19 protein-coding genes are annotated in these 19,758 nt (G+C 70.7%); 7 read left to right on the top strand and 12 right to left on the bottom strand.

What is annotated here, in order from left to right:
* Positions 1-8 precede the first annotated feature (8 nt).
* The 3 genes from ABZ851_RS08770 to ABZ851_RS08760 all read right to left on the bottom strand — a co-directional run bounded on the left by ABZ851_RS08770 (position 9) and on the right by ABZ851_RS08760 (position 3,650).
* On the bottom strand, positions 9-938 hold the full coding sequence (locus tag ABZ851_RS08770) for an N-acetylneuraminate synthase family protein (protein WP_361124142.1): 930 nt from the start codon (positions 936-938) through the stop codon (positions 9-11).
* Positions 939-1,035: 97 nt separating this feature from the next.
* Entirely contained in the window at positions 1,036-2,259 is a 1,224-nt protein-coding gene (locus tag ABZ851_RS08765; RefSeq protein ID WP_361124140.1) for an acylneuraminate cytidylyltransferase, read from the bottom strand.
* Positions 2,260-2,315: 56 nt separating this feature from the next.
* Positions 2,316-3,650, bottom strand: a complete 1,335-nt coding sequence (locus tag ABZ851_RS08760) for a DUF6716 putative glycosyltransferase (RefSeq protein WP_361124138.1) — start codon at positions 3,648-3,650, stop codon at positions 2,316-2,318.
* Between the two features lie 187 nt (positions 3,651-3,837).
* Here ABZ851_RS08760 and ABZ851_RS08755 point away from each other — a divergent pair, with 187 nt between their 5' ends.
* Genes ABZ851_RS08755 through ABZ851_RS08745 form a run of 3 tightly spaced genes read left to right on the top strand, consistent with a single transcriptional unit; the run spans position 3,838 to position 7,384 of the window.
* Positions 3,838-4,818 (top strand): glycosyltransferase family 2 protein, encoded by a 981-nt coding sequence (locus ABZ851_RS08755; RefSeq protein WP_361124136.1) that lies wholly within the window; start codon positions 3,838-3,840, stop codon positions 4,816-4,818.
* Positions 4,818-6,173, top strand: coding sequence for a polysialyltransferase family glycosyltransferase (locus ABZ851_RS08750; RefSeq protein WP_361124134.1), 1,356 nt, complete (start codon positions 4,818-4,820; stop codon positions 6,171-6,173). The genes ABZ851_RS08755 and ABZ851_RS08750 overlap by 1 nt, the downstream gene beginning before the upstream one ends.
* Positions 6,170-7,384 (top strand): acyltransferase, encoded by a 1,215-nt coding sequence (locus tag ABZ851_RS08745; RefSeq protein ID WP_361124132.1) that lies wholly within the window; start codon positions 6,170-6,172, stop codon positions 7,382-7,384. The genes ABZ851_RS08750 and ABZ851_RS08745 overlap by 4 nt, the downstream gene beginning before the upstream one ends.
* Before the next feature lie 76 nt (positions 7,385-7,460).
* Here ABZ851_RS08745 and ABZ851_RS08740 read toward each other — a convergent pair whose 3' ends face one another.
* A complete protein-coding gene (locus ABZ851_RS08740) occupies positions 7,461-8,141 on the bottom strand; it encodes a TetR/AcrR family transcriptional regulator C-terminal domain-containing protein (protein ID WP_361124130.1) in 681 nt (226 codons plus the stop codon).
* Between the two features lie 37 nt (positions 8,142-8,178).
* On the opposite strand from ABZ851_RS08740, the gene ABZ851_RS08735 reads away from it, so the two are divergent.
* Positions 8,179-9,750 (top strand): FAD-dependent monooxygenase, encoded by a 1,572-nt coding sequence (locus ABZ851_RS08735; RefSeq protein WP_361124128.1) that lies wholly within the window; start codon positions 8,179-8,181, stop codon positions 9,748-9,750.
* A 194-nt stretch (positions 9,751-9,944) separates the two neighbouring features.
* On the opposite strand, the gene ABZ851_RS08730 is transcribed toward ABZ851_RS08735, so the two are convergent.
* Together ABZ851_RS08730 and ABZ851_RS08725 are read right to left on the bottom strand one after the other, a co-directional pair.
* Positions 9,945-11,342, bottom strand: coding sequence for a gluconate:H+ symporter (locus ABZ851_RS08730; RefSeq protein ID WP_361124126.1), 1,398 nt, complete (start codon positions 11,340-11,342; stop codon positions 9,945-9,947).
* Between the two features lie 134 nt (positions 11,343-11,476).
* Positions 11,477-11,998 (bottom strand): gluconokinase, encoded by a 522-nt coding sequence (locus ABZ851_RS08725; RefSeq protein WP_361124124.1) that lies wholly within the window; start codon positions 11,996-11,998, stop codon positions 11,477-11,479.
* 132 nt (positions 11,999-12,130) lie between these two features.
* Here ABZ851_RS08725 and ABZ851_RS08720 point away from each other — a divergent pair, with 132 nt between their 5' ends.
* The gene (locus ABZ851_RS08720; RefSeq protein WP_088799583.1) at positions 12,131-12,832 is read left to right on the top strand and encodes a FadR/GntR family transcriptional regulator; all 702 of its coding nucleotides are present in this window, start codon (positions 12,131-12,133) and stop codon (positions 12,830-12,832) included.
* Between the two features lie 83 nt (positions 12,833-12,915).
* Here ABZ851_RS08720 and ABZ851_RS08715 read toward each other — a convergent pair whose 3' ends face one another.
* The 5 genes from ABZ851_RS08715 to ABZ851_RS08695 form a co-directional block, all read right to left on the bottom strand.
* Positions 12,916-13,128 carry a hypothetical protein gene (locus ABZ851_RS08715; RefSeq protein ID WP_361124122.1) on the bottom strand — a complete coding sequence of 71 codons (213 nt, stop codon included), beginning with the start codon at positions 13,126-13,128 and terminating at the stop codon, positions 12,916-12,918.
* Between the two features lie 130 nt (positions 13,129-13,258).
* Complete coding sequence (locus ABZ851_RS08710; protein WP_361124120.1) at positions 13,259-13,801, bottom strand: NUDIX domain-containing protein; 543 nt, start codon at positions 13,799-13,801, stop codon at positions 13,259-13,261.
* A 5-nt stretch (positions 13,802-13,806) separates the two neighbouring features.
* On the bottom strand, positions 13,807-14,928 hold the full coding sequence (locus ABZ851_RS08705; protein WP_361124118.1) for an adenosylhomocysteinase: 1,122 nt from the start codon (positions 14,926-14,928) through the stop codon (positions 13,807-13,809).
* 150 nt (positions 14,929-15,078) lie between these two features.
* Entirely contained in the window at positions 15,079-15,510 is a 432-nt protein-coding gene (locus ABZ851_RS08700; RefSeq protein ID WP_361124116.1) for an ATP-binding protein, read from the bottom strand.
* Positions 15,511-15,521: 11 nt separating this feature from the next.
* Positions 15,522-15,962 (bottom strand): hypothetical protein, encoded by a 441-nt coding sequence (locus ABZ851_RS08695; RefSeq protein ID WP_361124114.1) that lies wholly within the window; start codon positions 15,960-15,962, stop codon positions 15,522-15,524.
* A gap of 152 nt (positions 15,963-16,114) precedes the next feature.
* Here ABZ851_RS08695 and ABZ851_RS08690 point away from each other — a divergent pair, with 152 nt between their 5' ends.
* Positions 16,115-17,212 carry a hypothetical protein gene (locus tag ABZ851_RS08690; RefSeq protein WP_361124112.1) on the top strand — a complete coding sequence of 366 codons (1,098 nt, stop codon included), beginning with the start codon at positions 16,115-16,117 and terminating at the stop codon, positions 17,210-17,212.
* Positions 17,213-17,228: 16 nt separating this feature from the next.
* Positions 17,229-17,897: a YdcF family protein gene (locus ABZ851_RS08685; protein ID WP_361124110.1), complete on the top strand. Its 669-nt coding sequence runs from the start codon at positions 17,229-17,231 to the stop codon at positions 17,895-17,897.
* A gap of 136 nt (positions 17,898-18,033) precedes the next feature.
* On the opposite strand, the gene ABZ851_RS08680 is transcribed toward ABZ851_RS08685, so the two are convergent.
* The gene (locus ABZ851_RS08680) at positions 18,034-19,632 is read right to left on the bottom strand and encodes a methylmalonyl-CoA mutase family protein (protein ID WP_361124108.1); all 1,599 of its coding nucleotides are present in this window, start codon (positions 19,630-19,632) and stop codon (positions 18,034-18,036) included.
* Between the last annotated feature and the right edge of the window lie 126 nt (positions 19,633-19,758).

Here is a 19,758-nt window from a genome sequence, read left to right as displayed (position 1 = left end):
GGTGGCCGTCAGACCGCCGCCGGCTCGGCGCCGGCCTCGGCCTCGGCCACCACGCCGGTGACGCGGCGCAGCTTCTTCATCGGGCCGAGCTCGCTCTCGTAGACCTTCTTGACGCCGTCGCCCAGGGACTCCTCGATGGTGCGGATGTCCCGGACCAGGCGGGACAGGCCGCCGGGCTCGACGGAGGCGGCCTGGTCGGAGCCCCACATCGCACGGTCGAGGGTGATGTGGCGCTCGACGAAGGTGGCGCCGAGGGCGACCGCGGCGAGGGTGGTCTGCAGACCGGTCTCGTGGCCGCTGTAGCCGATCGGGACGTTGGGGTACTCGTCCTGCAGGGTGTTGATCATGCGCAGGTTGAGCTCTTCGGCCTTGGCCGGGTAGGTGCTGGTGGCGTGGCAGAGGAGGATGTTCTCGCTGCCCAGGACCTCGACGGCGTGCCGGATCTGCTTGGGGGTGGACATGCCCGTCGAGAGGATGACGGTGCGGCCGGTGGCGCGCATGGCGCGCAGCAGGTCGTCGTCGGTGAGCGAGGCGGAGGCGACCTTGTAGCAGGGCACGTCGAACTTCTCCAGGAAGGCGACGGACTCGACGTCCCACGGGGAGGCGAACCAGGCGATGCCGCGCTTCTTGCAGTACTCGTCGATGGCGCGGTAGCCGTCCTCGTCGAACTCCACGCGGTGGCGGTAGTCGATGTAGGTCATCCGGCCCCAGGGGGTGTCGCGCTCGATGTCCCACTGGTCACGCGGGGTGCAGATCTCCGGGGTCCGCTTCTGGAACTTGACGGCGTCGCAGCCGGCGTCGGCGGCGGCGTCGATCAGCGCGAAGGCGTTCTCCAGGTCGCCGTTGTGGTTGATGCCGATCTCGCCGGTGACGTAGACGGGGCGGCCGGGGCCGGCCTCGCGGGAGCCGAGGGTGCGGAGGCGGGAGTTGTTGCTCATGGGGAGATTCCTTCGTGTTGATCAGGGGGTGTGCGGGTGGAACGGGTGAGCGGGTTGATCAGGGATGTGCAGGGGGTGTTCAGGGGTCTTCGGGTGGTTACAGGGACGGGCCCAGCAGCCAGGCGGCGATCTCGCGGATCGCGCCGCTGCCTCCGGGCGTCGCGGTGAGCGCGCGGGCCGCGCCGCGCACCACGTCGTGCGCCCCGGCGACCGCCACCGGCCAGCCGACGAGGTCGAAGCACGGCAGGTCGTTGACGTCGTTGCCGACGTAGAGCACGCGCGCGGGGTCGATGCCCGCTTCCTCGCACCACTGCTTGAGGGCGAGGTCCTTGCGGTCGATGCCGTGCAGGACGGGCACCTGCAGCTTGCGGGCCCGTGCGGCGACGACCGGGTTGGTCTCCGTGGACAGGATCAGCAGCTTCAGCTCCGCCCTGCGCAGGGCGGCGATGCCGAGGCCGTCGCCGCGGTGCACCGCGACGATCTCCCGTCCGTCGGCGTCGATCAGCACCCGGTCGTCGGTCTGGGTGCCGTCGAAGTCGAGGACGACGGCGTCGATGTCGTCGAGGGTCGGCAGGGCGCCGGGGCGCTCGGCGTCCAGCAGCGGCGCCAGGGCGCGGGCGCGGGCCAGGTCGTGCGGGTCGTCGACCTCCAGCACCCGGGCGGGGTCGGTGCGCACGAGCTCGGTGCGGCCGAAGAAGCGGTGGCCGCCGGCGCGGAAGCCGGCCGCTTCCATGGCGTAGGCGGCGCCGGTCTCCAGCAGGTCCTGGGGGCGGTCCTGGCGGCGGGGCCGGAAGGACTTGTCGTGGTTGACGCCGTGGCCGCCGTCGGCGGCCGTCGCGCCGCCCACCGCGGGTTCGGCATCCCGCCAGACGAAGCCGTGGAACGGGGCCACGGTCAGCGCGCTGTCGGCGCCGCCCTCGACGACCGCCGCGGCGACGCCGTCGATGTCCTCACGGGCGAGGAACGGGCTGGTGCACTGGACCAGCAGCACCGCGTCGACCCGGGCGCCGTGCTCGGCCTCGTAGGCGTCCATGGCGTGCAGGACGGCGGCCTCGCTGGTGGCGGTATCGCCCGCGATGTCGCCGGGGCGCCGTACGACGACCGCTCCGGCGCCGCGGGCCGCGGCCGCTATCCCGGCATCGTCGGTGGAGACCACGACATCGGTGACCAGGCGGGCGGCGCGGCACTCGTGGACCGCGCGGGCCACCAGGGGCACTCCCCCGACGGCGGCGAGGTTCTTGGCGGGCACGCCCTTGGAACCGCCGCGGGCGGGGATCACGGCCACCACGGTCGGCGGGCTGCTCTGCGGATTCGGCGGCATGTCGGGCTCCTTCGGGGGGCCGTGCGGGCTCCGGGGGCGGGCGGGCGGCGGGAGGGTCACAGCTGCCCCCAGCGGCGGATGGCGGGGGCGACGCGCTGGACGCCGTGGCGGTAGGCGCCGCGGGCGGCCTCGCGGACCGTCTCGCGGGCGACCCGGCGCAGTCCGCCGGTCTCCTCGGGGGCGTCCGCGTAGCCGGCGATCGGCTCGCCGTGCGCGTCCAGGCCGTGCCGGGCGAGGATGCCGGGGAGGTAGCCGGGGGCGGTGCGGGGTGTGTAGTACGGGGCGATCGGCGGCAGCCGGTCGGCGGTGCGCAGCGCGGTGACCCGGTCGCGGGCGGCGTCGAAGGCCCGCTCGTAGTCCCCTTCGGCGGCGACGCCCTGCCGGGCGAGCCAGTCGGCGTCGGGCTCCGGGCGGTGTCCGGCGTCCAGCTCGTCCCAGGAGGCGAGGCAGCCGGAGCCGAGGAAGTGGTGGTTGCCCAGGACCTCGCGGACGCCGAGGTCGGTCAGGACGGCGGTGGGGATGCCGCGGTGCAGCGACTCCAGGGCGGCGGTCGAGCTGACCGTCACCATCAGGTCGGTGCGGTCCAGGACCTCGCCCATGTTGCCGTACACCAGGCGGCAGTTGGCGGGCAGCGGGCCGGGGGCCTTGGCCGCGAGCTTCTGGTAGGGCAGTTCCTCGATGTGGGTGGTGTGCTCGCCCGGCTTGCTGCGGAGCTTGATCAGCACCTCGCGGTCCGAGTGCTTGCGGGCGTGCTCCACGGCGCGGCGCAGCAGGTAGGTCCGGTCGGCGCGGCTCTCCGGGACGGAGGGCTGGGCGGCGAACACGACGGTGTACGGGTGCGGTGTGCCGGTGGTGCCCTCGCCGCGGTAGCGGTCGCCGCCGAGGAACGGCAGGGCGCATTCGACGACGCTGCCGTCGTCGGCACCGACACCGCGGTAGACCTCGCGGAACCGGTCCGCGTCGTGCCGGGAGTTGGCGAGGACGACATCCGCGCCGTGCCGCAGCAGCAGCCCGTCGGCCAGCTTCTCGTAGACCACACCGACATAGCCGGTGACGACGACGGGGCGGGTCTGCGCTCCTCGCCAGGCGCGGGCGAGGCCGTGCAGCATCGCCTGCACCGCACCGCCGACACAGGCCAGCACGACGACGTCGTAACGCGTACGGTCGACGGACCGGACGAAGTCGACGCCCCGGATTTCGCGCAGCGCGTCCGCACGGGCGCCGACCTCATCGAGCTGTCGGACCGTGGGAGTGGCGCGGCCGCGGAGAAGGTAGCCGTCGAGCCGGATGTCCGATTGGATTCGGTACGCTGTCAAAGCGCCCCATTTCCATCGGGTATCCGAGTCGGCGAGTACGGCGACCCGCGGCGAAGAGTGGGTACGTGATGGCACGTCGAAGACGCTAGGAAGCCATTTGGTTTGGCGGGCCAACTGGGTCGCAACAAAGGGTTAACAGCGGGTCGACGAATGGCTAACCGGCCCGATTGTCGACCTGGTTAACCATCCCGCCATTCTTCGTTCACCTTGAGGTCCGCACCCGGTAAAGACGAATGCCGCCCGCGCCCCTAACGTCACCCGGGTGGTTAAGCTCTCCGTCATCGTGCCGTTCTACAACGTGCAGACATACGCGCCCGACACCCTGAAAAGCCTGGCGGCCAACGCCCGCGAAGATTTTGAATTCCTGCTCGTCGACGACTGTTCGCGCGACGAGACCCCGGAGATTCTTGCGCGCGCCGGGCGCGAGCTGCCGGGCGCCAGAGTGCTGCGGCACGAACGCAACGGCGGCCTGGCCACCGCCCGGAACACCGGCCTGGACGCGGCCCGCGGCGAATACCTCACCTTCCTGGACGGTGACGACTGGCTCGCACCCGGCTACTACCCCCAACTCCTCGGCACCATGGAGGAGTTGGGATGTGACTTCGTCCGTACCGACCACGTCCAGTGCACCGCGCGCGCCCGCAGCGTCCACCGCGTGCCGCACGGCCGGCGCGGGGTGGTGATGGACCCGCGCGAGGTGATTTTGCCCGCCGACCGCTCCACCTCCGTCGACTACGCCTTCGCCTGGGCCGGGATGTACCACCGCCGGCTGCTGGACGAGGGGGTACTGCATTTCCGGGACGGGCTGCGTACCGCGGAGGACCGCCCGTGGATCTGGCGGCTGCACCGTGAGGCGAAGTCCATGGCGGTGGTCGGGATGCTCGGTGTTTTCTACCGGCGCGGAGTGGCATCGTCACTGACGCAGATCGGAGATGTGCGGCAATTGGACTTCATTCGCGCCTTCGATCAGGTGATCGAAGAAACGGCGCAGGACCGCGATGCGGCTCTTCTGCTGCCGAAGGCGGTGCGCACCTATTGCGCGATCATTTCCCACCACCTGGGTTCGATCGAACGTTTCGAACCGCAGGTCGCCCGTAAATTGCGCGCGATGAGCGCCGCGGCCCTGAAACGCATGCCGCAGGACGTACTGAAGGAAGCCCTGGATTCGATGGATGTGCAGCGTGCGTCCCGGCTGCGGCGGCTGCGCCGTCGCCCCTCCCCCGCGGCGGAGGTGGCCGCCTGATGTCCACCCGACCGCGTACCCAGATCTTCCTGGCGTCCACGCTCTACGGTGCGGCGACGCTCGCCGCCGCGCTGGACGCCGACTGCTTCGCACCCGCCGACCGCCGTCTGCTGCTGCTCAGCAACAACGCCACGACCCCGGAGACCAGCGCGTCGCTGGACACCATGCCCGGCTTCGAGCGGCTGCGCGGCCGCTTCGGCCGGGTGCTGTCGTGGAACGAGACGATCAGCCCGTTCCACCCCGGCGGCTGGTCGCCGCGCGCGGACGACGTCCCGCTGTGGGAGCGGCATCTGCGGCTGCTCTGGGGCCTGGGCGACGACCACATCGAGCTGGTCGTGGAGTCCATCCAGGTCAACCCGGCACTGGCCCTCGCCCAGCTGTTCCCGGACGCGCCGATCGATGTCTACGCCGACGGCCTGATGAGCTACGGGCCCACCCGCAACAAGCTCGACCCGCTGATCGGCACCCGGATCAACCGGCTGCTGCACCTGGACCTGGTGCCGGGCCTGATGCCGCTGCTGCTCACCGAGTTCGACGTCACGGCGCAGACCGTGCCGGCCGACGCCTTCACCAAGGTGCTGGCCGAACTCAGTGACGCCAGTGGCGAAGTGGCGGTCCCGGAGGGCGGCGCGCTGCTGCTCGGCCAGTACCTCTCCGCGCTGGGCATCCTCACCCCCGAGGAGGAAGAGGAGCTGCATGTGCGGATGGTGCGCGGCGCCGCCGAGCGCGGCCACCGCGAGATCGTCTTCAAACCGCACCCGTCCGCGCCGGCCCGCTGGTCGCGGCTGCTGGAGCGGGAGGCCGAGAAGCTGGACATCGCGCTGACCGTGCTGGACACCCCGGTGCTGGCCGAAGTGCTCTACCAGCGGATGCGGCCCGCACTGGTCGTCGGCTGCTTCTCCACCGCGCTGCTGACGGCGGCCACGTTCTTCGGCCTGCCCACCGCCCGCACCGGCACCGGCCTGCTGCTGGAACGCCTCACCCCGTACCAGAACAGCAACCGCGTCCCGGTCACGATCGTGGACGCGCTGGTGCCCGACCTGGGCGACCGCAGCGAGCGCCCGCGCGCGTTCGCCACCCCCGAGAGCGTCGAGGGCCTGGTCACCGCGGTCGGCTATGCGATGCAGCACCAGATCTATCCGCAGCTGCGGCCGGCCGCCGAGCGCTACCTCGCGGCGCACCTCGACCAGGTCACCTGGCGCTACTTCAAGCGCCGCCGGCTGACCGCGCTGGCGCTGCCCGGCGCGATCCCCTCCCAGCTGTCGTTCCTGCCGCGCAATCCCACCGTCCGCAAGGTCGCGCGCCGGGCGCGTGCGGTGCAGCGGCGGCTGAAGAAGCGGACCGCTTTCGGATGACCACGACGCCCCCGCTGACGACCGGCGCGCCGCCGCCCCCTGTCGCGCCGGATCTCGTCACTACCGCCCCCCGGCCCGCAATACCGGGGCGCAGCCGCGGAGAACCACCGCGGCTGCGCGCCCTGGACGGGCTGCGGCTGCTCGCCGCGCTGATGGTCGCCGCGTACCACTTCGGGGGCCGCAACGGCGAGATATCCCAGGCCTGGGGCGGCTCGCCCGCCCATCAATTCCCCACCGCAGCCCCGCTGTTCGCCTACGGCTGCCTGGGCGTGCAGATCTTCTTCGTGATCAGCGGCTTCGTCATCTGCCTCAGCGGCTGGGTCCCACCCGTCGCCCACCACCACCCTTCAGTGGGCCGGGCTACGCCCGGACAGCAGCGATTGCGCGCGTTCACCGCCTCCCGCGTCGCCCGCCTCTATCCGGCGTACTGGGCCGCGATCCTGCTGGTCACCGCAGTCTTCGCGCTTCCCTGGGTCGCCTACAAGGCGCTGCCGCCCAGCGAGGTGCTGACCAACCTGACCATGCTGCAGCAGCCGTTGGGCGTGGACCGGGTGCTCGGGGTGTGCTGGACCCTCTGGGCGGAGATGCGCTTCTACGCCCTCTTCGCGCTCTGCGTCGTCCTGCCCGGCGCCACCCGCGGCCGGGTCGTGCTCTTCTGCGCGGGCTGGACCCTGGCGGCCGCGCTCGCGCAGGCCGCGCACCAGCCCTTCCTCGACACCGTGCTGATGCCCGAGTACGCCCCGTTCTTCATCGGCGGGGTGGGCCTGTACCTGCTGCACCGCTATGGCGCCCGCGATCCGATCGCCTGGGCGATCGTGCTGGTCAGCTGGCTGATCGGACAGCACTACGCGGTCGCCGGGCTGTGGCACGCGCCGTCGGCCGACGCGTTCTCCTACCGCTCGACGGCCGGCATCATCGCCGTCGTCACCCTGGGCTTCGCCCTGGTCGCGGCGGTCGCCCTGGGCAAGCTGCGGTGGGCGAACTGGCGCTGGCTGACCGTGGCCGGCGCGCTGACCTACCCGTTCTACCTCGTGCACGAGCATCTGGGCTGGGTCGTGGTGCGGGCGCTGCACCACGGCATCGGGCTGCCGTCATACGCGACGCTGCTGCTGACCGTCGCGCTGATGCTGCTGCTCGCGTGGGTGCTGCACCGCTTCGTCGAGCGTCCGCTGACGCCCGTCCTGAGGCGGTCGATCGACCCGCGGCGCTGACGCCGGGCGGGCGGACGGGGAGACGGCGAGACGGCTGATCGCACCTCGTACGCCCGTCCCCCGCCCCCGTCCGCACTCAGCCCCGCGCCTCCGGCCCCAAGCCGGCCTCAATACCCCCGACGATGATCCGCAGCCCGGCCTCGAAGCTCCGCTCCAGATCGCCGAACATCACCCGGCCGGCCTGCGCCGCGAGCGGAAACTCCCGCCCCATCTGCCGCTCGCGCTCGGACTGGTCATAGGCCGGGTCGCGGATCTCGCGCTGTCCGGGCACGGGGTGGACCGACTGCTCCTCGATCACCACACCCACGGTGAAGTTGTACGCGGTCCACCAGGCCCGCGCGGCCGCTTCCAGGGTGAAGCCCGCCTCCGTCAGGCAGGTCATCAGGACGTCGAGCGCCCCGGCGGCGGCGGTGCCGTCGGTCATCCGCGTACCGCTGAAGACCTTGCCGCCGTCGCGGTAGCCGAGCAGTTCGCGGCGCACCCTCCGGCAGCCTTCGAGCAGCATCTCCTGCCAGGTGCCGTCATCCGGGTCCGCTCCGGACCCACCGCCCTCCGGGCTCCCGGTCATCCGCCGGGTCATCTCGGTGGCCATCTCGTCCAGCAGTTCCTGCTTGTTCTTGAAGTGCCAGTACAGCGCGGGGGCCTGGACGTTCAGCTCCTTGGCGATGCCCCGCAGGGTGAGCCCGTCGAGGCCGACCTCGTTCAGCAGCCGCAGGGCGGTGTCCACGACCTGTTTCCGGTCGATGCGCGAAACCATGTTGACAACTTAACACCGTTAAATCCATCCTCGGAACATGGCACTTAACAACGTTAAGGAAACCTTTGGCGCCGCCCTGCCCGACAACGGCACGGCGTTCGACGTACTGATCGCCGGCGCGGGCCCGACCGGCCTCGCCCTGGCCATCGACCTCACCCGCCGCGGCGTGCGCACCCTGCTCGTCGAGCGGCAGGACCGCCTCTCGCCCGGCGCCCGCGGCACCGGCGTGCAGCCGCGCACCCAGGAGGTCTACGACGACCTCGGGCTACTGGACGCGGCCTTCGCGGCCGGCGGCCTCTACCCGGAGACCGCCCGCTGGGAGAACGGCGAAATCGTCGACGTCACCGAGATGATCGAGCGGGTCGACCCGGCGCCCGCCACGCCGTACTCCAACGCCCTGATGCTGCCGCAGTTCCGCAACCTGGAGCTGCTGTACGAGCGGCTGCAACAGCTCGGCGGAGACCTGCTCTTCCGCACCGAACTCACCGCGTTCGACCAGGACTTGTCCGGTGTGACGGCCCGTCTGCGCCACGCCGACGGGGCGGAGCGCACCGTCCACGGGGCCTATCTGGTCGCCACCGACGGCGGGCGCAGCACCGTACGCCGCGCGCTGGGCCTCAAGATGAGCGGTCCGGAGCTGGAACCGGTCGCCGTGCTGCTCGCGGACCTCCGGGTGGACGGCCTGGACCGCGACCACTGGCACCGCTGGGAGCTGCCGAACGGCGGGTTCGCGGGCCTTCTCCCGCTGGCCGGCACCGACTACTTCCAGACCATGATGGCGGGCTTCGACGGCACACCGGACACCTCTCCCGAGACGGTCCGTGCCGAGCTCGCTGCGCACACCCACCTCGACGCGGCACAGATCGGCGAGGTCCTGTGGTCCTCCCTCTTCCGCCCCCGGGCGGGCCTGGTCGAGCGCTACCGCACCGGCCGGGTCTTCCTGGCCGGCGATGCCGCGCACATCCACTCCCCGGCGGGCGGCCAGGGCCTGAACACCAGCGTCCAGGACGCCTACAACCTCGGCTGGAAGCTCGGCCAGGTGCTGCGGCACGGCGCCCCCGACAGCCTCCTCGACACCTACGAGACCGAGCGCCGCCCGATCGCCGAGAGCATCCTCGACACCAGCACCCGGCTGCACCGCTCCCGTACGCTGCGGCGCGGCCGCGACCTCCACCAGCTCGGCATCGGCTACCCCGACAGCCCGCTCACCCGGGAGCTGCGCACGGACCGCGCCGAGGGCACCCCCGCCGCGGGCGACCGGGCCCCCGACGCCCCGTGCACCACGCCCGACGGCACACCCACCCGGCTCTTCGACGCCTTCCGCGGCCCGCACTTCACCCTGCTCGACCTGGGCGGCACCGGCATCGACGCCAGCGCCCTGCCCGCCGATCCGGCCCTGCTCCGCCTCGTCCGCGTCGGCGGCCCGGCCCCCGACCTGATCGACACCCACGGCCACCTCCGCGACGCCTACGGCCCGGCCCCCGCCGTCCTCCTCATCCGCCCCGACGGCTACCTCGCCCTCGCCACCCCGCCCGAGGACGCGACGGCGCAGGTGACGGCGGCCCTGGAGACGTACCTCGGCGCGGGCGCGGTGGCGGCGGCCCGCTGAACGCCACCGGCCACCAGCCCTGTCCGGCAAGCCGCCGCACGCACACGAGGCCGTACCGGCGGACATCCGCTCGTACGGCCTCGTGCCGAGGCGGGCCCTGAGGGGGCGGGGCGCCCAGGACGGTGACCCGCCCGGAAGGAAACAGGGGACAGCGGTCCGGCGGGCCAGGGCCGCTGAAGGAGCGGACCAGGCGGCTAAAGGACCAGCGAGAGCAGCAGTACACACCCGATCCCGACGACCGAGATCAGCGTCTCCATCACCGACCAGGTCTTCAGCGTCTGGCCGACGCTCATCCCGAAGTACTCCTTGACCAGCCAGAATCCGGCGTCGTTGACATGGCTGAAGAACAGCGAGCCGCATCCGATGGCCAGCACCAGCAGCGCGGCATGGGTGGTGCTCAGGTCCGCGGCGAGCGGACCGACCAGGCCGGCGGCGGAGATGGTGGCCACCGTCGCGGAGCCGGTCGCCAGCCGGATGGCGACCGCGATCAGCCAGGCCAGCAGCAGCGCGGAGATGTTCCAGCCCTTGGAGACGTCCAGGATCATCTGGCCGACGCCGGCGTCCACCAGCGTCTGCTTGAAGCCGCCGCCCGCGCCCACGATCAGCACCACCCCGGCGATCGGGCCGAGCGACTTCTCGACGGTGCCGGCGATCCGGCCGCGGGTGAACCCGGCCGCCCGGCCCAGCGTGAACATCGCCACGAGGACGGCGGTGAGCAGCGCGATCAGCGGCGAGCCGACCACGTCGAAGATCCTCTGGAGGGTGTGCTCCGGATCGTCGACGACGATGTCCACCAGCGCCTTGGCCAGCATCATCACCACCGGCAGCAGCACGGTGGCCACGGTGATCCCGAAGCCCGGCCGCTTCTCCAGGTCGTCACCGGCGCGCTCGGGAACCATCGTCTCCGGCGGCTGGATGTCCACCCAGCGGGCCGCGTAACGGGAGAAGACCGGGCCCGCGATGATCGCCGTCGGAATGGCGACGACCACACCGAGCGCGAGGGTGATGCCGAGGTTCGCCTTGACGGCGTCGATCGCGGCGAGCGGGCCGGGGTGCGGCGGTATCAGCCCGTGCATGACGGACAGTCCGGCCAGCGCGGGGATGCCGATCCGCATCAGCGAGAAGTTGCCGCGCTTGGCGACCAGCAGCACCACCGGGATCAGCAGCACGATGCCGACCTCGAAGAAGATCGGCAGCCCCACGATCCCGGCGATCAGCACCATCGCCCAGGGCATCGCCGACCGGCTCGACTTCGCCAGGATCGTGTCGACGATCTGGTCCGCGCCGCCCGAATCGGCGAGCAGCCGCCCCAGGACGGCACCGAGCGCGATCAGCACTCCCGTGCCCGCGACCGTCGTGCCCAGCCCCGTCGAGAAGCTGGTGATCGCCTTGTCGAGGGGCGCACCGGCCACCGCGCCGAGCACCAGCGAACCGATGATCAGCGACAGGAAGGCGTGCAGCTTGAACTTGGTGATGAGCAGGACGATGACGGCTATGCCGGCCAGGACGGCGATGCCCAGCTGTGCGTGACCGGCCGAGGTGATCGGCTCGGTCGCATCCGCTGCGAGCATCTCGACGCTGAGATGTGTCACGGCGATTTCCCTTGGTTGGACGGGAGGGGGCAGGGGGTACTGCTGGTGGGGCGGGGGAAGCGAGTGGGGGAAGCGAGTGCTGCGGCCGGGACGGCCCTGAAAAGGGGTGCGGGTGGAAGCGGGGGCCGCCGGGCCTATCCGGCGGCCGGCGCGGTCATCGCACGCAGTGCGGCCACCGCGCGCCCGGCGATCCGCTCCGGACTGCCGGACACATCCACGGCGACGCCCGCCTCGTCGCGCCCGAGCGGTTCGAGCGTGGCGAACTGGGAGTCCAGCAGCGCGGCCGGCATGAAGTGGCCCTGGCGCCCGGCCATCCGCTCCTCGATCAGCGCGCGGTCCCCGGTGAGGTGCAGGAAGACGACTCCGGGGGCGGCGGCGCGCAGCCGGTCACGGTAGGCGCGCTTGAGCGCGGAGCTGCTGACGACGCCCCCGTGCCCGGCCCGCTCGTGCGCCCAGGCGCCGATGGCGTCCAGCCACGGGCCGCGGTCGGCGTCGTCCAGCGGGATACCGGCCGACATCTTGGCGATGTTGGCCGGCGGATGGAAGTCGTCACCCTCGGCATACGGGACGCCCAGCCCGGCGGCCACCAGCGGGCCGATGGTGGTCTTGCCGGTGCCGGCCACGCCCATCACGACGATCACGTCGGGGGTGTTCATCCCGTGGTACCTCGCTGTCTTCATCGACCTCGTGCGGGACCCACTGAAACCCATTAGGTACGACGTATTCAAGAGCCTGTGACGCAAACGTCATACTTAATTGGCCGGGGTCCGGGAACGTAGGCTTGCCCCATGGAAAACGAGGGGAAGGGACTGCACGCCCGTGTACTGGAGTCCCTGGGGCCCGCGATCACCGCGGGCGACTACCCTCCGGGCACGGTGCTGCGCACGGACGAGCTGGAGCAGCGCTTCGACGTCTCCCGCACGGTCATCCGCGAGGCGATCCGGGTACTGGAATCCATGCAGCTGGTCGCCTCCCGGCGCCGGGTCGGGGTGACCGTCCGGCCCACGGAGGAGTGGAACGTCTACGACCCGCGGGTGATCGGCTGGCGGCTGGCCGGCCGCGACCGCCCCCGGCAGCTGCGCTCGCTGACCGTGCTGCGCTCGGCGATCGAACCGGTCGCCGCGGGCCTCGCCGCCCGGCACGCCACCCCCGCGCAGTGCGCCGAACTCACCGAACACGCCATGGGCATGGTCGCCACCTCACGCGGCCAGCAGCTCGACGCCTACCTCGTCCACGACACGGCCTTCCACCGGGTCATCCTGACCGCCTCCGGCAACGAGATGTTCGCCCGGCTCGGCGATGTGGTCGCCGCCGTCCTGACCGGCCGCACCCAGCACCATGTGATGTTCACCGACCCCGACCCGGCCGCCGTCACCCTCCATGTCCAGGTAGCCGAGGCGGTACGCACCGGCGACGCGGCACGGGCGGAGTCCCTGACCCGCGAGATCACCACGGGCGCCATGGCCGAACTGGACGTCCTGGCCCCGTAGTTGCCCACCGGCCCGAAAACCCACCGCCCCACCACCGGCCGTACGCCAGGCGCCCTCCCGGCTCCGACGGCTGCTGCTGCTGCTCAGAACAACGGCTGCTGCCCCGGAAACGGCGGCTCCTCCGGGTCGAACAGCTTCTCCGCCGGCGCCATCATCGGCGCGATCCGGCGCGACCCCGGACAGGAGATCAGCTCCAGCACCGTCCGCCGCCCGGGCGGGTCATGACGGGCGAAGCGGCCGCCGACAACGGCGATCTCTCGGGTGCAAACGGGGCACGCGCGGCGGGGTGACAACATGCCCCCAGTCTGACGCACCCCGGCCCGACGCTCACCAGCTCCCGCACCCGCACCGCACGCACGCACGGGACTCCGGAAGCGACGCGAGCCGGGGCCGCTTCCGGAGTGCCGGGGGGACTGCCTGCCGGTGTCAGCGAAGAACCTGGGCGATCCGGCCTCGCAGGTGTACGTCGCTGATGCTGTCGAGGTCGCGCCAGGTGGCGGCGATGACCTCTTCGGTCTGGAGCCGGCCGACTCCGGCTCCCGGGCGGAAGAGGAACCGGAAGTCGACGTGCTGGTGGTCCGGCTCGGCCTTGGCGTCGTTGGCGTCGATCGGGTGGATGTCGATGTGGACGGGAATGTTGCTCGCTGGGGTGACGGCCTCGGCAAGGATGCCGGTCTCTTCCGCGAGCTCGCGCCTGGCGGCTTCCATGAGGGTGGTATCGGTGGATTCGAGGTGGCCGCCGGGGAGGAGCCACTTGCCGGTGGCGAGGTGGTGGATGTGCAGGATGCGTCCGTCCGGCCCGACGAGGATCGCGCCCGCGGTCGCGTGACCACGGAACTCCTTGCGGGAGGCAAGGTCGGCTCCGGTATCCAGGAGTTCGAGGGCGATGGCCAGGCCGGGCTTCTCCTCGGGGTGCTCCTCAAGGTAGGAGTGCAACGTGGTGCGGATGTGGTCTGCCGTGATGGCCATGGTGATCACCTGTTGAAGTAGGAGAGCCAGATTGCCGCGATCGCGGCGCGGTCGGCCGCGGGAACCTCGTGCATGCCGGGAGCGAGATCTCCGCGAGTGAGCATCCTGATCGCGGCCAGGATCTCGGCCTGGACCAGGAAGATGAACGGTCCAACGCTGGCGCCGTGCAGGAAGTTGACGGCGTTGCCACCATTCGCCAGATAGAAGTAGTGGCCGGTGGTCTGGTAGCGGGTGACGTGATCGCCGACCATCGTGCGGGTATAGACGTCCGGCAGTCCGCCCAACTCCAGTTCATCCTCGCTGGAGGTGACAGTGGCGACGTAGGCGCCGTTGCGGAGGTGGGGGAACTCCTCCCCGTGCAGCGAGACGGCTCCGGTCGCGCAGAGCACCAGGCCGGCGCCGGCCAGGGCGGCCTCGCGGTCGCGGGCGACGGCGAAGCCCTGGGACAGGGCCTGGGTGCGGCGGACGGGGTCGATGTCGAAGACGGTGACCTGGACGCCCTTGGCGTGTAAGAGGCGGGCGATGGATGAGCCGAGTTTGCCGAAGCCGATCACCAGGGCCGGGCGGCCGTGGAGGATATCCCCTCGTGCGCGCATAACGGCCTCGGTGGAAAAAACGACGGACTGGCCGACGAGGAAGTCCTCGGGGTCCTTGAGCGGGGACCGGGCGACGGAGATGACTGGGCAGGGAAGTTTGTCGAGTTCGCCGTAGCGGCGGTGTCCGTTCTCGGTGTCCTCGATCACCCCGGCGAGACGCCCGGAGTAGCGGCCCGAGATGGCAGTGAGGGTGGGCGCGAAATAGCCGCCGACATCCAGCAGGACGAGAGTCTCCCCGGCGGACCGGGATTCGATGTAGTCGAGCGCGGTGTCGGCGCCGGTGAACAGTTCGCGGGAGAGCGCGTCGACGGGGAGGGTCTGCTCGACCTCGCGTCGGGCGGCTGCGTCGACGGATTTAGGCTTGGGCAGCACGGCTTTGAGACGGCTCATCGCGGCGACTGCGCGGATGAAGCCCGGCCGCTCGGGCAGCAGGTGAGTGACGAGGAAGGAAGCAGCTTGCTCATCGGAGGCGAACCGGGCGGCGATCTTCGTGAAATAGGCGTCCAGCCGGGCGCGTTCGAAGGATTCCATGGCGGTGACCTCTCGTTCTTCCGATCGGAGCCGTGTACAGGGCGGTCGGATGGTGTGGGGGCAGCCGAACAGCAGCCGGTTTTTGACGACCGCGGCGGCGTCGTGGCCGGTGCGGCTGGCGAGGCCAGGAGTCGAGCCCGGACCTTTGCCTCAGGGGCAGCGCAGGTGGTCCCGGCGGGCGTGCCCGGCCTTGAAGCGTGACCAGACGACCTTGCCCAGCGGCTCTCGAACCTCGACGCCCCAGCCATCGGCGAGCATGTCGACGATCACGAGACCCCGCCCGGTGGTGTCGGTGTCCGCAGGATGCCGGACCGCCGGCTGCGGTGCGCGGCAGTCGTGACAGTTGCGACTGTCGTGTACTTCCAGGCGTACGAAGTCTTCGTCGGCCTCCAGCCGCACCAGGAAGCCGTGGCCACGCTTCGTGCCGTGGAGAAAGGCGTTGGAGGCCAGTTCGGAGACACACAGCCGGACATCGTCGGCTGGTGCGTCCTGCCCCCATGCCTTGAGAGTCATGACGGCGAAGTCGCGGGCCAGGCTGATCGATTCGGGCTTTGCTTCGAAGAACTTCTGTGTCACATCCATCGTGGCGGGCCTCACGTGGTCTCTCTGTCCAGGGCGGGGGCCGCCCCCGGGCTTCGGCGGCGAAGGGCTGCGGAGGGCGGGCTGGTCGGCCCGTGACCGGAAGGGCGGGGGCTGCGGGGTCCGCGGACCAGCAGCAGCCGTGACCCGGCCGCCTCAATCTGTTTCTGCCGTTCACCGGCTATCGCCTTCGTGCCCAAATGGGAGGCAGCCGGCGCCACGACGCCATAGGTGTCCGGCAGAGCAAGCACGTCCAGCAGACCCGTGAACGCCCCCGAACCGTTCGTGGCGGAGCGTTCGGTAAACAAACCGCACAGCACCAGCTCGTGGCTGCGGCAGTACTCGGCCAGCGACGCCATCAGAGCCTCCTGCCGGGCGGCAGAGACCTGCACCAGCCGCAGAAAGCCGAAAACGACCGGCCCGCTGGCCCGGCGATGCTCGGTGAGGGGTTCCATCGATGACCGTCCAAGTGCTCGGGGAAGTGACAGCACTTGAAGCCTGGCCCGGTCTGCTTCAGCGGCCAATGACCCTCTGTTGTACTTCCGTTGCACTTGTGTCCCCTGCTGGGATGCCTCGTGCTTCGATGGCGGACGGAAGGGAGCGACGCGTGGCAACCGTGCACCACTGGACCGGCCTGGAAGCGCGAGCATTACGTCTCGCGCTCCGGTTGAGCGTCCGAGCCTTCGCCCAGCACCTGGGCGTCGGCATCCGCACCATCTCCAAGTGGGAGAAATTGCTCGTCGCAACGGAACCTCGGCAGGACACCCAGGCCATCCTGGACACTGCCCTGGCCCGCTCGGACGCCGCCGTGCACCTGCGCTTCGAGACGTTCCTCTCGGAGACCGGCCGCTCCGGCCAGGGCAGCGGCCGGCGCGTCACCACCAGCGGCCCCCGGGCCTGGGAATACGAAACGTGGACCGAGGATCTGGACCGGACCGTCGTCGCCCTCTCCCGCCAGAACTTCACCTTCGCCGACAATCTGCTGAACCGGTGGCTGACACGCTTCGATCCGGCCGAGCTGGATGACAAAGGCAGGTACTTGGTCGCCCGCTCAACAGCGCTGATGGGTGATCTCCAACGAGACCAAGGAGCCGTCATCGGCCCGCTGTCGGCCCAGCGCTCCTATGCCGGTGCCCGCTCGCTGTTCACCCAGCTCGACATGCCTCGCCGCATCGCTCAGCTTGACCTGTCCCTCGCCGTGGTCGCCGAGATGTGCGGCAAGCTGGAGATGGCCGCCCGCCATTACGAGACCCTGGCCGTCGATGACAGGCTCTCCCGCCGCGACCGGGCCAGAGCCCGGCTGTGGGTGGGCACCGCGCTGAGCAAGGGCGGCAACAACGACTACGCCGCCCGGGTCATGCTCGCCGCGACGCGCGAGTTCGAAAACCTGGCCGAGCCCGACGACTGGTCCGTCGCCCACCAAAAGCTCGCCCTCGCCCACCGCGGCGTTGGTGACATCACCCAGGCCCTGCACTTCATCGACATCGCCCGTAGCACCGGAACGACCGACTCACCCATGCAGCAGGTCCGGCTCGACACCGCCCACGGTCACATCCTGCTGTCCGACCCTGCCACCCGGGATGATGGGCTGCATGTGCTCGACGACGCCGCGAAGCTGGCCGCCAAGTTTGGTCTGAGTCACCAGTTCCGCAGCATCGAGGGCATCCGGATGACGAGCGAGGGGGCCTTGGGCCCCCGGCGGTGACCAGGGAGAGACGCGAGTGACGGACAACGAGCGGGCCATCACCGAAGGCCAGCGACAGCAGGCCGAGCTGATCTGGGACTACCACCAGATGCACCACCAGGTGCGGCCCACCGACGCCGCCATCGGCCTGGGCAGTCATGACCTTGGTGTCCCGGCTTTCTGTGCCGAGCTGTACCGAGCCGGCCTGTTCCCCACTCTGGTGTTCTCCGGCGGCTCCAACCCCACCGCCCCCGAACGCTTCCCCCGCGGCGAAGCAGTGCACTTCCGCGAGCATGCGCTCGCCCTCGGAGTGCCTGCGGACGCGGTTCTGCTGGAGCCCGGCGCGAGGAACACCGGGCAGAACATCACCCTCTCCCGCGAGGTCCTGGTTGCTGCCGGGATCATGCCGAAGACCGTGTTGCTGGTCTCCATGCCTTATATGGAGCGACGCGCCTATGCCACTGCCCGCAAGGTGTGGCCCGAGGCCGAGGTGATCTGCGCCTCGGCTCCTCTGGAGTTCGATGACTATCTGAAGACGATCGGCGACGAAGAACTCGTCGTCCACCAGCTCGTCGGCGACCTGCAGCGGGTGATCGAGTATCCCCGTCTCGGGTTCGCCATCGAGCAGGCCGTCCCGGAGGACGTGCGGGTCGCATACGAATCGCTCGTCCACGACGGCTTCACCAGCCGCCTCCTCGCTCCCTGACCTGCCGCCTCCGCGCGGGCTGTGCGCGAGTCACCAACCCAACGTGTTCCCGAGGAAAAGCCGTGCCGCTGCCTCGGCACGGCTCTGTGGAGTGCAGTGCGCGCTGACTTGGCACCCCGTCGTGCCCGGCACCCTCTCAGAACGCATCCGTAGGCACATAAGTCCCCCACACCCCCCGCAGCGCATCGCACACCTCACCCACCGTCGCCCTCGCCCGCAGGGCCTCGCGCAGGGGGTAGAGGACGTTGTCGGTACCCTCGGCGGCCTTGCGGAGGTCGTCGAGGGCGGCTGAGACGGCACGGGCGTTGCGGCGGTCCCGGAGCACGGCGAGCCGTTCGACCTGCTGGGCCTCGATCGCCGGGTCGACGCGCAGCGGCTCGTACGGCTCCTCCTCGTCCAGCTGGAAGCGGTTGACGCCGACCACGACCCGTTCGCCGGCGTCCGTCTCCTGCGCGAGGCGGTAGGCGTTGCGCTCGATCTCCTCCTTCTGGAAGCCCCGCTCGATGGCGGCCACCGCACCGCCCATGTCCTCGACCCGCCGCATCAGCGCCACGGCCGCCTCCTCGACGTCGTCCGTCATCGACTCGACGGCGTAGGAACCGGCGAACGGGTCGACGGTGGCGGTCACATCGGTCTCGTAGGCGAGCACCTGCTGGGTGCGCAGTGCGAGGCGGGCGGACTTGTCGGTGGGCAGGGCGATGGCCTCGTCGAAGGAATTGGTGTGCAGCGACTGGGTGCCGCCGAGCACGGCGGCGAGGCCCTGGAGGGTGACCCGGGCGAGGTTCACCTCCGGCTGCTGGGCGGTGAGCTGCACCCCCGCCGTCTGGGTGTGGAACCGCAGCATCAGCGACTTGGGGTTCTTCGCGCCGAACTCCTCCCGCATCACCCGCGCCCAGATCCTGCGCGCGGCCCGGAACTTGGCGACCTCTTCGAGCAGCGTCGTACGGGCGACGAAGAAGAAGGAGAGCCGCGGCGCGAAGTCGTCGACGTCCATCCCGGCGGCCACGGCGGTCCGCACATAGGCGATGCCGTTGGCGAGGGTGAAGGCGATCTCCTGCGCGGGCGAGGCGCCCGCCTCGGCCATGTGGTAGCCGGAGATGGAGATGGTGTTCCACCGAGGGATCTCGGTGCGGCAGTAGCGGAAGATGTCCGCGGTCAGCCGCAGGGAGGGCTCCGGCGGGAAGATGTAGGTGCCCCGGGCGATGTACTCCTTGAGGACGTCGTTCTGCACGGTCCCGTTCAGCCGGTCCGCCGTCACCCCTTCCTCCTCACCCACCAGTTGGTAGAGGAGCAGCAGCAGCGCGGCGGGCGCGTTGATCGTCATCGACGTCGACACCTTGTCCAGCGGGATACCGCCGAACAGCACCCGCATGTCCTCGACGGAGTCGATGGCCACCCCGACCTTGCCCACCTCGCCCGAGGCGATCGGGGTGTCCGAGTCGTGGCCCATCTGCGTCGGCAGGTCGAAGGCGACCGACAGGCCCGTGGTGCCGTGGGCGATCAGCTGCCGGTAGCGGGCGTTGGACTCGCGCGCGGTGCCGAAGCCGGCGTACTGCCGCATCGTCCAGGGCCGCCCGGTGTACATCGACGGATACACGCCACGGGTGAAGGGGTAACTGCCGGGCGCGCCGAGGCTGCGCTCCGGGTCCCAGCCGTCCAGCGCCCCGGGCCCGTACACCGGCTCGATGGGCAGGCCGCTCTCGTTGTACCGCTCACTGCCCGACTCGTGCGCCATGGGTGTACGCCTCCCACTGGGTGACCGGCATCGGGGATACGCCGTGCTCACAGCATGCCCGCAGGTTCGCCGTCCCGCAGCGCTGGGAAGAGTCTCCGAGGGCCGGTCGGGCCGCCGAGATCCGGG

Source organism: Streptomyces sp. NPDC047049, assembly GCF_040643995.1.
Classification (GTDB): domain Bacteria; phylum Actinomycetota; class Actinomycetes; order Streptomycetales; family Streptomycetaceae; genus Streptomyces; species Streptomyces mooreae.
The sequence above is the reverse complement of the archived record's forward strand: the minus strand, read 5'-3'. Positions and strand labels throughout refer to the sequence as shown.